Genomic DNA, 13,024 nt, shown 5'->3' on the forward strand with positions numbered 1-13,024 from the left:
CGGAAACGCTCTGTCTCCTTGTTTTTCCGCGTTTCCTTCACGCGAACCGCGTCACACTTCGCTCGGAAACGCTTTAGCCCACCGGCCGGGGACGCGCGAGGCCGTAGGTGGCCGCCATGGTGTCGAAGGCACGGGCGGTGGCGGGGTCGATGGGAATGCCCGCCGCCTCCCGGCGCGCCGCCTCGGCCCATTCCCGGTCACCGGGCGCCAGCACCGTCCCGCCCGGAACCGGACGGGACGCGCGCAGGGTTTCGAGGTAGCGCGCCATGCCCGCCTCATAGGCGTCCTGCGCCAGGAAGGCGGATGGGCGCAGCGCCAGCACGAAGGCTCCCACATTGCGCGGCGTCGCCATGTCCGGCCCCGCCATGGGCGGAATGTCGAAGGACAGGCGCGCCCCGCTCAGGATCGCGCTGAACAGTTCCACCAGCCCCGCCAAGGCCGCGCCCTTGAAGCCGAACGCGCCGCCCACGGGCGCCAGCATCTCCACCAGGGAGGGATCGGCGGTGTCCGTGCCCTGCCCGTCCGAAGCGGTCTGGGCGGGCAGCGTCAGGCCGAGGCTGCCATAGAGCAGCACCCGGTTATAGGGAATGGCGCTGGTGGCCATGTCCATGAGCCAGGGCTGTGCGCCCGCCACGGGCGCGGCGGCGGCGATGGGATTGGTGCCGTGGAATCGCTCCGCCCCGTCATGCAGGCGCATGAGGCTGTCGGAATTGCAGAAAGCGAGGCCCACGCAGCCCTGCTCGGCGGCCGCCAGGGCAAACGCCCCCGCCGGGCCGAAATGGGAGGAATTGCGGATCGCCACCGCACCCACGCCGCAGGTCCCGGCAAAGGCCACCGCCTTGTCCATGGCGCGATAGGCGGCGAGCGCGCCATGGCCGTCGCCCGCATCCAGCGTGGCCGAAGCGGGCGTCTCGTTCAGGAAGCGCATGCGCGGGGCGCCCGCCACGCAGCCGCCGACGATGGACTTCACATAATGGTCCAGCAGGCGCACGCCGTGGCTGTCCACGCCGAGCCGCGAGCCGTGCATCATGGCGCGGGTCGCGGCCTCGGCGGTCTCCGCGTCGGCGCCGCAGGCAAGCAGGACATCGCGGCAGAAGCGCTCCAGCGCCGCCGCCGCATGCCGCTCGGCGAAGGCCGGGGCCGGAGAACCGTCCGTCATGGTGCGTCCTCCGGAGGGTGTGCCTTCAGAAGGTGATGACGTGGCGCACCACTTCGGCGCGATCCAGCTTGTCGAACGCCTCGTTGATCTCTTCCAGCGGGCCGGTGGAGGAGAGCAGCCGGTCCACCGGCAGCTTGCCGCTCTGGTAGAGGCCGATGAAGCGGGGAATGTCGCGCGGGGGCACGCAGCCGCCCTGGTAGCTGCCCTTGATGATCCGCTCCTCGGCGACGATGTTGGTCGGCGAGAGCGAGATGCGGGCATTGGGATTGGCAAGGCCCGCCGAGGCGGTGGTGCCGCCGCGCTTGGTGATCTTGTAGGCCAGCTCGAAGGCCGGCGCGGAGCCCGCCATTTCCAAAGCATGGTCCACGCCCCCGCCGGTGGCCGCGCGAACCGCTTCCGCCGCTTCCGGGTCGGTGGCGAGGAAGGTGTCGGTGGCGCCCAGGCTCCGGGCGAGGTCCAGCTTGGCCTGCGACAGGTCCACCGCCACCACCCGCTCGGCGCCCGAGGCCACCGCGCCCAGGATGGAGGAGAGGCCGACACCGCCGAGGCCCACCACGGCGACGCTCTCGCCCGGCTTCACCGCGCAGGTGTTCACCACCGCGCCCACGCCGGTCATGACCGCGCAGCCGAACAGCGCCGCGTCCACCAGCGAGATGTCCTTGGTGATCTTCACGATGGAGCGGCGCGAGATGACCGCATATTCGGCGAAACCCGACACGCCGCAATGATGGAAGGTGTCCGTGCCGTCATCGCAGCGCAGGCGCAGGCTGCCGGAGAGCAGCGTGCCCGCCCCGTTGGCGGCGGCGCCGGGGCCGCAGAGCTGGGCGCGCCCGTCGAGGCAGGGCAGGCAATGGCCGCAAGTGGGGATGAAGCTCATCACCACATGGTCGCCCACCTGAAGGTCCGTGACGCCGGGGCCCGGCTCCACCACCACGCCGGAAGCCTCATGGCCGAGCACCATGGGCGTCTGGCGCAGGCGGTCGCCATTGATGACGGACAGATCGGAATGGCACACGCCCGCTGCGGCGATCTTGATGAGCACTTCGTCCCGGCCGGGCGGGTCCAGATGGACCTGCTCGATGCTCATGGGCCGCGTCTGCGCATAGGGGCGCGCGACAGGTGACGAGCGCAGCACGGCTGCCTTCATACGCATGACCATCCTCCCGGAACCTAAAGTTCTCGAATGTCGCGCCTTTTTCCTTGGCGGCCGCATCTGCAACGCGGCCGTGGCACGACCCTGGCGCGCAAGATGGCGCCTCGCGAGGGAAAAGAGAAGTGAGGCATTATGGATAGCCGCGAGAACCTGCGGCGATAGCCGGGGCGCGCGGGATCAGCGCTCCGCGCGCACCACCACGTCCATGAGTTCCTGGACCTTGCGCTTCTGCTCCTCCGCATCGCCCGAGGCGATGGCATGGGCGACGCAGTGGGCCACATGGTCGCGCAGCACCTCTTCCTCCGCGCGCCGCAAGGCGGCCCGCACGGCGGAAATCTGCGTGACGATGTCGATGCAGTAGCGGTCCTCCTCCACCATGCGCGCAATGCCGCGCACCTGGCCTTCGATGCGGCTGAGGCGGCGGGAGAGGGAGGCTTTGGCGGAAGGGCCCATGGGCTTGTCATTTACCCCCATGGGGTATAAAACACAAGCCATATACCCCCCAGGGGTGTAAAAGACCCTTGCTGTCATGATCGAGTCTGAGACAGCGCAAAGCAGGACCGGCCGTGCCGGGCAGGAATGCGGACATGAGCGATCACCACGACCCGTCCTCCGCCCCCAAGGAAGCCGCAGGCTGCTGCGCGGGCGCGCCCGCGCCGGCTCCGAAGGCGGCCAGCCCCTGCTGCGGTGGCCATAACCCTGGGCATGACCACGATCACGACCACGCGCGCACCGTGAAGGATCCGGTCTGCGGCATGGATGTGGACCCGCGCACCGCCAAGCATCGCGCCGACCATGACGGCCAGCCCGTCTTCTTCTGCTCCGCCGGCTGCAAGACCAAGTTCGAGGCGGACCCGGCGCGCTATATCCCGTCCGCGAAGGCCGGCGGCTCCTGCTGCGGCGGGCACGACCATGGACACGGCCACGACGCATCCGCCGACACCGCCCATCTGGCGAAGGACCCGGTCTGCGGCATGGACGTGGACCCGCACACCGCCAGGCACCGCTCCGCCCATGACGGCCAGCCCGTCTTCTTCTGCTCGGCCGGCTGCAAGACCAAGTTCGAGGCGGACCCCGAGCGCTATCTGTCCGGCAAGGGCGCGCCCGCCGCGCCGGTGCCGGAAGGCACCATCTTCACCTGCCCCATGCACCCCGAGGTGCGGCAGGTGGGCCCCGGCACCTGCCCCATCTGCGGCATGGCACTGGAGCCGGAGACGGTGAGCCTCGATGACGGCCCCAATGCCGAACTGGTGGACATGACGCGCCGCTTCTGGATCGGCCTCGTCCTCACCCTGCCGGTCTTTGTGCTGGAGATGGGCCAGCATCTGCTCGGCCTGCACATGCTGGACGCGCAGACCTCCAATTACGTGCAATTCGCCCTCGCGACCCCCGTCGTGCTCTGGGCGGGATGGCCCTTCTTCCAGCGCGGCGCGGCCTCGGTGCGCAGCGGCCATCTGAACATGTTCACGCTGATCGCCATCGGCACCGGCGTCGCCTATCTCTACAGCCTCGCCGGCACCTTCGCGCCCGGCCTGTTCCCGCCCGCCTTCCAGGCCCATGGCGGGGCGGTGCCTGTTTATTTCGAGGCGGCGGCGGTCATCACGGTGCTCGTGCTGCTGGGGCAGGTGCTGGAACTGCACGCCCGCGAGCGCACCTCCGGCGCCATCAAGGCCCTGCTGGGCCTCGCCCCCTCCACCGCCCGGCGCATCTCCGGCGGCAGCGAGGCGGACGTGCCGCTGGAAGCGGTGGCGGCGGGCGACCTGCTGCGCGTGCGCCCCGGCGAGAAAGTGCCCGTGGACGGCGTGGTGGTGGAGGGCACCTGCGCGGTGGACGAGAGCCTCGTCACCGGCGAGCCGCTGCCGGTGCTAAAAACCGTGGGCGACGCGGTGGTGGCGGGCACGCTCGCTTCCGGCGGCGGCTTCGTCATGCGCGCCGAGAAGGTGGGCCGCGACACGCTGCTGGCGCGCATCGTCCAGATGGTGGCGCAGGCCCAGCGCTCGCGCGCGCCCATCCAGCGCCTCGCCGATGCCGTTTCCGGCTGGTTCGTGCCGGTGGTGCTGCTGGCGGCCATGGCCGCCTTCGGCGCCTGGTATTGGGTGGGGCCGGAGCCGCGCTTCACCTTCGCGCTGCTGGCCGCCGTCTCCGTGCTCATCATCGCCTGCCCGTGCGCGCTGGGCCTTGCCACCCCCATGTCCATCATGGTGGGCGTGGGGCGCGGGGCGCAGGCGGGCATCCTGGTCCGCGATGCCGCCGCGCTGGAGACCATGGAGCGGGTCAACGTGCTGCTGGTGGACAAGACCGGCACGCTCACCGAGGGCAAGCCCAAGGTGATCAAGGTGCGCCCCCTGGACCTGCCGCGCGACGAGCTTCTGCGCCTCGCAGCCGGCCTGGAAGCGGCGAGCGAGCATCCGCTGGCCGCCGCCATCCTGGCCGAGGCGCGCGCCCGGGGCGTCACCCCCGCCCCCGTCTCCAATTTCCAGAGCCCCACCGGCAAGGGCGTGACCGGCACCATCGAGGGCCGCGCCATCGCCATCGGGCAGGCGGCGCTCATGGGCGACCTCTCCGTCTCCACCGCCGCCCTGGACGAAGAGGCCGAGCGGCTGCGCCGGTTCGGCGCCACCGTGGTGTTCATCTCCGTGGACGGCGCGCTGGCGGGCCTCATGGCCATCGCCGATCCCGTGAAGGCCACCACCCCCGCCGCGCTCGCCGCGCTGCGGGCGGACGGCGTGCGCGTGGTCATGGTCACGGGCGATGCAAGGGGCACGGCGGAAGCGGTGGCGAAGGAGCTGGGCATCACGGACGTGGAAGCGGGCGTCGCGCCGGAGCGCAAGGCCGCCCTTGTGGCGCGCTTCAAGGCCGAGGGGAACGTGGTCGCCATGGCCGGCGACGGGGTGAATGACGCGCCTGCCCTTGCCGCTGCGGACGTGGGCATCGCCATGGGCACCGGCACGGACATCGCCATGGAGAGCGCGGGCGTCACCCTGCTGAAGGGGGATCTGGCGGGCATCGCCCATGCCCGCTCCCTGTCGCGCGCCACCATGCGCAATATCCGCCGCAACCTCTGGTTCGCCTTCGGCTATAACGCGCTGGGCGTCCCGGTGGCGGCGGGCGTGCTTTATCCCGCGCTCGGCCTCCTGCTTTCGCCCATGGTGGCGGCGGCGGCCATGTCGCTCTCCTCGGTGAGCGTCATCGCCAACGCGCTGCTGCTGCGCCGCTGGAAGCCCTAGCCCCTCGACGCGCTCCCCCATTGCGCCCGGCCCTCGCGCCTCTCATTCTGGTTGCGCAAGGTGGGAGCATTCCATGGGGATTACGTGGGGGCGCGGCTGGTCCGGCGCGCGGGGCTTCATGGCCCCCGCCGCGCGCCGCCTGCGCGCCGCCGGGCACGGACTGCTGGACCTCGTCCTGCCGCCCACCTGCATCTCCTGCGGCGCCATCGTGCGCGATGCGGGCGGGCTGTGCGGGGGATGCTGGGGGCGGCTCGCCCTCATCAGCCCTCCGGTATGCGAGCGGCTGGGCACACCCTTTCCCTATGCCCCGCCGAACGGCGCCCCTTTGCTCTCCCCGGACGCGCTGGCGGACCCGCCCGCCTTCGACCGGGCGCGGGCCGCGGTGCTGTTCGGCCCGGTGAGCCGCGACCTCGTCCACCACCTGAAATATGGCGACCGGCTCGACCTCGCCCGGCCCATGGCCCGGCTGATGCGGCAGGCGGGCGCCCCGCTGCTGGGCGAGGCGGACCTGATCGTGCCGGTGCCCCTGCATGCACTGCGCCTTTGGCGCCGCCGTTTTAATCAGGCGGCATTGCTGGCGCGGCATCTGTCAGCCCTCACCGAGCTGCCCGTGGCGCTGGAGGGCCTCGCCCGCACCCGCGCCACCCTCTCCCAGGTGAATCTCAGCCGCGCGGAGCGGCGTGCCAATGTGGCTGGCGCCTTCAGGGTTTCCAAGACGGCGGAAGGGCGCGTGGCGGGACGGCGCGTGCTGCTGGTGGACGATGTCTTCACCACAGGGGCGACACTGGACGCCTGCGCGCGTGCACTGCGGCGCGCGGGTGCCTCCCATGTGGACGCTGTCACATTCGCAAGGGTTGTCGAACAGGCATGAGCCGATTTATTATGCAACAGTTCGGTGACGGCGCATCGCCCTGTCCCGCCGAGGGTTGCATGAAATCGATCACGATCTACACCAAGAGTTGGTGCTCCTATTGCCATGCGGCGAAGGAGCTGCTGCGCCGCAAGGGATGGACTTTCACCGAAATCGACGTGACGACCGACCCGGCTGGACAGCAGGCCATGAGCACGCGCTCGGGCGGGCGCACCAGCGTGCCCCAGATTTTCTTCGACGATGAGCATATCGGGGGTTGTGACGACCTCTACGCCCTGGAGCGGGCGGGCCGGCTGGACGCGCTCGTGGCCGCCTGACCGCCGTCCTGCGGAACCGTAACCGGCTTGCCTCGCTTGGGCTTTCCGTGAGATGGGCTGAACTCCATCTCCGTCTTGCGAGCGAGATCAGATGAGCACATCCCCCGAAACGCTCCGCGTGGCGCTGGTCCAGATGCGCAGCGGGCGCGGCGTCGCCGCCAATATCGACAGCGCTGCCGCCCTCATCCGCGAGGCGGCCCAGGCCGGGGCGCGCTACGTCCAGACCCCCGAGACGACGAACATCATGGAACTGGACCGCGCGGTCCTCTTCGAGACGCTGCGCGAGGAAGGCGAGGACACCGCCCTCGCCGCGTTCCGCGATCTCGCCCGCGCCCACAAGATCCATCTTCATCTCGGCTCGCTGGCGCTGAAGGTGTCCGAGGCGCGCGCGGTCAATCGCGGCTTCCTCATCGCCCCGGACGGAGAGATCGCGGCGCGCTACGACAAGATCCACATGTTCGACGTGGACCTGGGCAATGGCGAGAGCTACCGGGAATCCACCGCCTACAAGCCGGGCGACCGGGCCGTCATGGCCAATGTGGACGGCATCCCCGTGGGCCTGTCCATCTGCTACGACCTGCGCTTCCCGGCCCTCTACCGGGCGCTGGCGGAAGGCGGGGCGGGCGTGCTCACGGTGCCCTCCGCCTTCACCCGCCCCACGGGCGAGGCGCATTGGCATGTGCTGACCCGTGCGCGCGCCATCGAGAACGGCGCCTATGTGCTGGCCGCCGCGCAGGGCGGAAAGCATGAGAACGGGCGCGAGACCTACGGCCATTCCCTCGTCGTCGATCCCTGGGGCCGGGTGATCGCGGAAGGCGGCGCCGAGCCCGGCGTGATCCTGGCGGAACTGGACATGAAGGAAGTGGCCGCCGCCCGCCAGCGCATCCCGTCCTTGCGCCATGGGCGGCGGTTCGAGGTGTCGGAAAACGGCCATGGGGGGCATTTGCATCTGGTGGAGGCCCCCAATTGATCCGCTACGCTTTGCACTGCATCCAGGGTCACGATTTCGAGAGCTGGTTCGCCTCCTCAGAAAGCTATGAGCGCCAGCGCGGCCTCTCTCTGGTCGCCTGCCCCCATTGCGGCTCCACCAGCGTGGACAAGGCCATCATGGCCCCCGCCGTGGCCCGCACCGACCGGGGCCGCGCCCAGGCCGCCGAACCGGACGCACCCGCCGCCCCGCCTGCGAACGCCGCGCCCGCGGCGCCCATGGCCATGATGGGTGAGGGCGAGCAGGATTTCCGTCGCATGCTCAAGGAGCTGCGCGACCACGTCACGCGGACCGCCGATTATGTGGGCGACGACTTCGCTGCGCTTGCCCGCAAGATGCATGAGGGCGAGGTGGAGCATCGCTCCATCTATGGCGAGGCGACACCCGACGAGGTCAAGGCGCTACGGGAAGACGAGGTGGAGGTGTTCCCGCTTCCGATCCTGCCCGACGATCGCAACTGAAAGCTGCATGATACCGCCAAAGCCGTTCCCGGCGACCCAGACTCGCGCCTCATTATCTGGAATGAATCCAGACTACCCTCAACTCGGCATTGTGCCCCGCGCGCGCTGCGCGCATATAGAAGGAGCATCGGGCATCAATCCGGCGCATGTTGGAGTTTGTCATCATGGGTGCTTTACGCAGTCTCTTGCTGGCGACCGTCTTGGTCGTGGCGGGTGCGTCCCATGCGGCCATAGCTGATCCCGGTAACGGAAACAGCTATGGGAATGGGAATGGCAACGGAAACGGAAACGGAAACGGGAAGGGCAATGCCAATGGCCACAACAAGGGGGCGCCGCTCCCGATCATGGGGGCCGGCCTGCCATTCCTTGTCGCTGCCGGCCTCTATTACGTGATCCGCAACCGTCGCCGTGACTGACGCGGTCCGCACCGGCCATCCTGGTGCCGCCGCGCACCTGACGCGGCGCGAAATGATGGCCGGGCTCATCCTGGTGGGCCTCGCCAACGGCATCGCGGCGCGCGCCGTTACCGCCGTAACGGAAAGCGGCTGGCAGGCGGCCCTCTTCGCCACCTTCGACATCAGCACAATCGTATGGATCGGCTGTGTCCTGGTCCTGCGCCTCGCATGGCAGGCGCCGGACACGCCTCTGCGCCGGTGGGACGGCCCGGTGGCCGTCCTGTGTCTCCTGGCCTTCCTCCTGCCCGTCGGGCAGGCGAGCTGGGTGGCGCTGACGCTGCTGGCCCTCCATCTCGGCCTTACCACACCCGCCGACTCCGCGCTGCGCCGGGCGGGTTTTCTTCTGTTCATGCTCTGCCTGCCCCTGTTCTGGGCGCGCCTGCTTCTCTCCACCTTCAGCGGCGTATTCCTGGATACGGACGCGGCCATCGTGGCCGCGCTCGCCGGCACCACGGCGATGCAGAACACGGTGCCCTTCGCGGACGGCTCCGGAATCCTCTGGATCGCCCCGGCCTGCTCGTCGGTGCTCAATCTCGCGCTGACGCTACTGTGCGCGGCACTCTTCGCGGTGGGCAACGCGCTGCCCTGGTCCTGGCGGCTGACGGGATGGACGCTGCTCGCCTGCATCGCCGTGTCCGCGGTGAATATCGCGCGCCTCACGGCGCTGGTGCTGTTCCCCGCCCAATATGACCGGCTGCACGGGCCGGAGGGCGGCGCCGCCTTCAGCCTGCTGATTCTCGCGGTGATGGTGGGCATCCTCGCCTTCGGAACCCGGCATGAACGCGCGCTGGCCGCTTAATTTGGCGCTGGGTATCGTGCTGGTATGCGGGGTGGCCCTGAAGCTCGGCATCGGGCACCAGGCGGCTCCCGACGCCCAGCCCGGCACCCCGGCCGCGGTCACCAGCTTCCTGGAACGGCAGGGCCTCGCCGTCACCGGCATGGAGGCCGACCTCGACCTCACCCTCATCCAGGCCCTTGCCCCCCCGCGCTGCCACATGACGGTGGCGCTCATGGCGCCGCAGGGATGGCACGGAGGGGTGCTGGCCAGCCTTGCCGTCCCGGGCACCCCGCCCTTCTTCGTGTTCGACGGGAAGGTCCATGACGCGCAGCCCGCGGCCCGCGCGCGGGCGCGGCTTTATTGGACGCTGCTGCTGCGCCAGCTCGGCATCCACGCCGCCTTCCACCCGCTCCTGGGCGTCATCGCGGAACCCGCCTGCCGGGCGCGGGACCTGCCCTGGCAGGACGTGGCGGTCATCGCGCCGCCGGATCAGCCGGGAATGGCGGCGAGGAAATAGTTCACGTCCATGTCCGCCGAGAGCGACCAGCGCCCGCCCAGCGGATCGAAGGTCATGCCGGCCTTCTCCGTCACCTGAAGCCCGGCAGCGGCGAGCACCGCCTCGAACTCGTCGGGCGTGACGAACTTGTCCCAGCGATGGGTGCCGCGCGGCAGCCAGCGCAGCACATATTCCGCGCCCACGATGGCGAGGGCGAAGCTCTTGGCCGTGCGGTTCAGCGTGGAGCCCACGAACACCCCGCCCGGCGCCACCAGCGCGCCCGCCTGACGGATGAAGAGGCTCACATCGGCCACATGCTCCACCACCTCCAGCGCCAGCACCACGTCGAACTGCGCGCCCGCCTCGACCAGTTCCTCGGCCGGGATGGCGCGGTAATCGATGGCAAGGCCGGAGCCTTCCGCGTGGAGACGCGCCACGTCCACATTGCCCGGGGCGGGATCGATGCCCGTCACCTCGGCGCCCATGCGCGCCAGGGGCTCGCTGAGCAGCCCGCCGCCGCAGCCGATGTCCAGCACCTTGAGCCCCGAGAGCGGCCGCAGGCCGCGGGCATCGCGCTCGAAATGCCGCACGAGCACATCGCGCAGGAAGGCGAGTCGCACGGGATTGATGGCGTGCAAGGGCGCCATGGGGCCCTTGGGATCCCACCATTGCTCGCCCAGCGCCTCGAACCGTGCCACCTCGGCGGCATCGATGGTGCTTGTTCCCTCGGTCATGGACGGCTCCTTCGCCGGGAATGGTTACGCCCCCCGCCGGGCGCCCGCAAGCGGACCCCGCCGCACACCCTCTGCAGTGCCGCATGGGATTGCTGCGCCGCAGGATTGACCCGCCATCGGATTGTCGGACAAACTCTGCCCAAGCTTCGCCGCAGCGCCGGTTCGCCGCCATATGCAGGACGAAGCATCGGGAGGAGTGATCACATGCCGGTTCCGCCAGTGCTCGCGCGCGGACTCAAAGCCCCCATCATCGTCTCGCCCATGTTCCTGGCCTCCGGGCCGGACCTTGTGGTGGAGACCTGCCGCTCCGGCCTCATCGGCACGTTCCCCGCCCTCAACCAGCGCACCACCGAGGGTTATGAGGCGTGGCTGGACGAGATCGCCGCGCGCCTTGCGGGGCAGGACGCGGCCGCGTTCGGCGTGAACCTCATCGTCCACCGCACCAATGCACGTCTGGAAGCGGACCTGAAGGCCACGGTGAAGCACAAGGTGCCCCTGGTCATCACCTCGCTCGGCGCCGTGCAAGAGGTGGTGGACGCGGTCCATTCCTATGGCGGCCTCGTCTTCCACGACGTGATCAGCCGGCGCCATGCGGAAAAGGCGGCGGAAGCGGGCGTGGACGGCATCATCGCGGTGTGCGCGGGCGCGGGCGGCCATGCGGGCGCGCTCAGCCCGTTCGCCCTGGTGCCGGAAATCCGGGAGGTTTTTTCCGGTCCCATCATCCTGTCGGGCGCCATGTCCACCGGCGCCCATGTGGCGGCGGCGCGGCTGATCGGGGCCGACTTCGCCTATCTCGGCACCCGCTTCCTCGCCACGAAGGAAGCCCTCTGCCAGGCCGAGCACAAGGGCATGATCGTGGGGGCGAACGCCAAGGACATCCTCTACACGCCCGCCATCAGCGGCGTGAACGCCAACTTCCTCATCCCCAGCATCGTCCGCAACGGCCTCGACCCGGAGAATTTGCCCACCCATGCGCGCCTCGACATGGCCAGCGAAGCCAAGGTGTGGCGCGACGTCTGGTCGGCGGGCCAGGGGGTCGGCTCCATCCATGACGTGCCGCCCGCCGCCGAATTGTGTGCCCGGCTGATCGGTGAATACAACGCCGCGCGGGCCGCTCTCGCGGCCGAATGAGAAGTTTGTCCGACAAAGATTTATGTTTGATACGAATACCTAACTCCAGTGGATTGACTTTGTCCGACAAAGTCACCTAGCGTAGCGGAAACGAGGACGCGATGGTGGAAGCAGGCTCCGGCCGGTTCGAGCGCATCCAGGTGGCCCCCGCCTACCAATTGGTGGCGGAAGCCATCGAGCGCGAGGTGGTGTCCGGTCGCCTGCTGCCCGGCGAGCCGGTGGGGACCGAGGCCGAGCTGGTGCGCCAGTTCGGCGTCAACCGCTCCACCGTGCGCGAAGGCATCCGCGCGCTGGAGGAAGGCGGCTTCATCCAGCGCGGGCCCGACAGGCGGCTCTATGCCTGCCTGCCGCGCTACAACCGCCTGTCCTCCCGCATGAGCCGGGCGCTCATCCTGCACGAGGTCACGTTCCGGGAATTGTTCTCGGTCGCCCTCGCGCTGGAAGTGGCGAGCGCGGAACAGGCGGTCGAGCACATTACGGACGAGATGCTGGACCGGCTGGAAGAGAACCAGCGGGAAAGCGAAGACGCCGCCGCGGCGGGGGATGCCGCCCGGCTGTCCGAGGCGGACGGCGCTTTCCACCATCTGGTGGCGAAGGCATCGGGGAACCGGGTTCTGCTGCTCTCGCGGGAGCCGGCGAGCCTGCTCTTCTTCCCCACCACGGAAATGATCTGCCGCCGCGTGCCCGAAGGGCCGGGGCGCATGATCACGGCGCACCGCCACGTCATCGACGCGCTGCGCGCGCGTGACCTGGAACAGGCCCGGCTCTGGATGAGCCGGCACCTTTACGACTGGCGGCGCGGCTTCGAGCGCGCCGGCCGTGACCTCGACGAGCCGGTGGAGCGCATCTATGCGCGCAGCCTGCCGCCGGGACTATCCGATTAGAGCATGTCCGGCGAACTCCGGTTCGCCGGACATGCTCTCAGATTTTGCTTTTGCGCATTTTCTTCACGCGAGCCGGAATCCACCCCGCTCGAAAATGCTTTAACGCCCGCCGGCCCGCAGGGATCGGAGGGAGGAACGCCAAGGACCTGAAAGAGCGCGAAATGCGCCGTCAGGAGGGAGGAAAGAATGAAGGCATCGCCTCAGAGGGGGCGTGCGCGCCTGCGCATGCGTGATGTTGGAGACCCGGCGCGCGGGATGGCGCCGGCGACGCGCGCCATATGGACCGTGCCATTGCCCCCTCCCCAGCCCTCCCCCGCAAGCGGGAGAGGGAGCTATGCGTCGTGTGGGCCGGAAAAAGCCCTCTCCCGCG

Annotated in this window: 14 protein-coding genes; 10 read left to right on the plus strand and 4 right to left on the minus strand. The window is 69.6% G+C overall.

The genetic code is table 11. The annotated features are described in order from the left end of the window. Positions 1–73: 73 nt before the first annotated feature. The 3 genes from EJJ38_RS17315 to EJJ38_RS17325 form a co-directional block, all read right to left on the minus strand. The gene (locus tag EJJ38_RS17315) at positions 74–1,159 is read right to left on the minus strand and encodes an Ldh family oxidoreductase (RefSeq protein ID WP_127091505.1); all 1,086 of its coding nucleotides are present in this window, start codon (positions 1,157–1,159) and stop codon (positions 74–76) included. A gap of 25 nt (positions 1,160–1,184) precedes the next feature. Beyond that, positions 1,185–2,312, minus strand: coding sequence for a zinc-dependent alcohol dehydrogenase family protein (locus tag EJJ38_RS17320; protein ID WP_127091507.1), 1,128 nt, complete (start codon positions 2,310–2,312; stop codon positions 1,185–1,187). Positions 2,313–2,489: 177 nt separating this feature from the next. Beyond that, the gene (locus EJJ38_RS17325; protein ID WP_127091509.1) at positions 2,490–2,765 is read right to left on the minus strand and encodes a metal-sensitive transcriptional regulator; all 276 of its coding nucleotides are present in this window, start codon (positions 2,763–2,765) and stop codon (positions 2,490–2,492) included. Positions 2,766–3,067: 302 nt separating this feature from the next. Here EJJ38_RS17325 and EJJ38_RS17330 point away from each other — a divergent pair, with 302 nt between their 5' ends. The 8 genes from EJJ38_RS17330 to EJJ38_RS17365 all read left to right on the plus strand — a co-directional run bounded on the left by EJJ38_RS17330 (position 3,068) and on the right by EJJ38_RS17365 (position 9,926). Beyond that, on the plus strand, positions 3,068–5,539 hold the full coding sequence (locus EJJ38_RS17330) for a heavy metal translocating P-type ATPase (RefSeq protein WP_245454315.1): 2,472 nt from the start codon (positions 3,068–3,070) through the stop codon (positions 5,537–5,539). Positions 5,540–5,657: 118 nt separating this feature from the next. Further along, entirely contained in the window at positions 5,658–6,410 is a 753-nt protein-coding gene (locus EJJ38_RS17335; protein ID WP_127091823.1) for a ComF family protein, read from the plus strand. Between the two features lie 59 nt (positions 6,411–6,469). Further along, entirely contained in the window at positions 6,470–6,727 is a 258-nt protein-coding gene (gene grxC, locus EJJ38_RS17340) for a glutaredoxin 3 (RefSeq protein ID WP_127091513.1), read from the plus strand. Positions 6,728–6,818: 91 nt separating this feature from the next. After that, positions 6,819–7,697, plus strand: coding sequence for a carbon-nitrogen hydrolase family protein (locus EJJ38_RS17345; protein ID WP_127091515.1), 879 nt, complete (start codon positions 6,819–6,821; stop codon positions 7,695–7,697). After that, complete coding sequence (locus EJJ38_RS17350; protein WP_127091517.1) at positions 7,694–8,176, plus strand: DUF1178 family protein; 483 nt, start codon at positions 7,694–7,696, stop codon at positions 8,174–8,176. Before EJJ38_RS17345 ends, EJJ38_RS17350 begins: the two co-directional genes overlap by 4 nt. A gap of 146 nt (positions 8,177–8,322) precedes the next feature. Beyond that, positions 8,323–8,592, plus strand: coding sequence for a hypothetical protein (locus EJJ38_RS20505; RefSeq protein ID WP_205666204.1), 270 nt, complete (start codon positions 8,323–8,325; stop codon positions 8,590–8,592). Beyond that, positions 8,585–9,430: a hypothetical protein gene (locus EJJ38_RS17360; protein ID WP_127091519.1), complete on the plus strand. Its 846-nt coding sequence runs from the start codon at positions 8,585–8,587 to the stop codon at positions 9,428–9,430. Before EJJ38_RS20505 ends, EJJ38_RS17360 begins: the two co-directional genes overlap by 8 nt. Further along, on the plus strand, positions 9,408–9,926 hold the full coding sequence (locus EJJ38_RS17365) for a hypothetical protein (protein WP_127091521.1): 519 nt from the start codon (positions 9,408–9,410) through the stop codon (positions 9,924–9,926). The genes EJJ38_RS17360 and EJJ38_RS17365 overlap by 23 nt, the downstream gene beginning before the upstream one ends. Here EJJ38_RS17365 and ubiG read toward each other — a convergent pair. Beyond that, complete coding sequence (gene ubiG, locus EJJ38_RS17370) at positions 9,899–10,639, minus strand: bifunctional 2-polyprenyl-6-hydroxyphenol methylase/3-demethylubiquinol 3-O-methyltransferase UbiG (RefSeq protein ID WP_127091523.1); 741 nt, start codon at positions 10,637–10,639, stop codon at positions 9,899–9,901. The two genes, EJJ38_RS17365 and ubiG, sit on opposite strands and share 28 nt — an antisense overlap. Before the next feature lie 204 nt (positions 10,640–10,843). On the opposite strand from ubiG, the gene EJJ38_RS17375 reads away from it, so the two are divergent. Together EJJ38_RS17375 and EJJ38_RS17380 are read left to right on the plus strand one after the other, a co-directional pair. Next, positions 10,844–11,770: an NAD(P)H-dependent flavin oxidoreductase gene (locus EJJ38_RS17375; RefSeq protein WP_127091525.1), complete on the plus strand. Its 927-nt coding sequence runs from the start codon at positions 10,844–10,846 to the stop codon at positions 11,768–11,770. A gap of 101 nt (positions 11,771–11,871) precedes the next feature. Next, the gene (locus EJJ38_RS17380) at positions 11,872–12,654 is read left to right on the plus strand and encodes a FadR/GntR family transcriptional regulator (protein WP_127091527.1); all 783 of its coding nucleotides are present in this window, start codon (positions 11,872–11,874) and stop codon (positions 12,652–12,654) included. The last annotated feature ends 370 nt before the right edge of the window (positions 12,655–13,024 follow it).

The organism is Aquabacter cavernae, assembly GCF_003993795.1.
GTDB classification, from domain to species: domain Bacteria; phylum Pseudomonadota; class Alphaproteobacteria; order Rhizobiales; family Xanthobacteraceae; genus Aquabacter; species Aquabacter cavernae.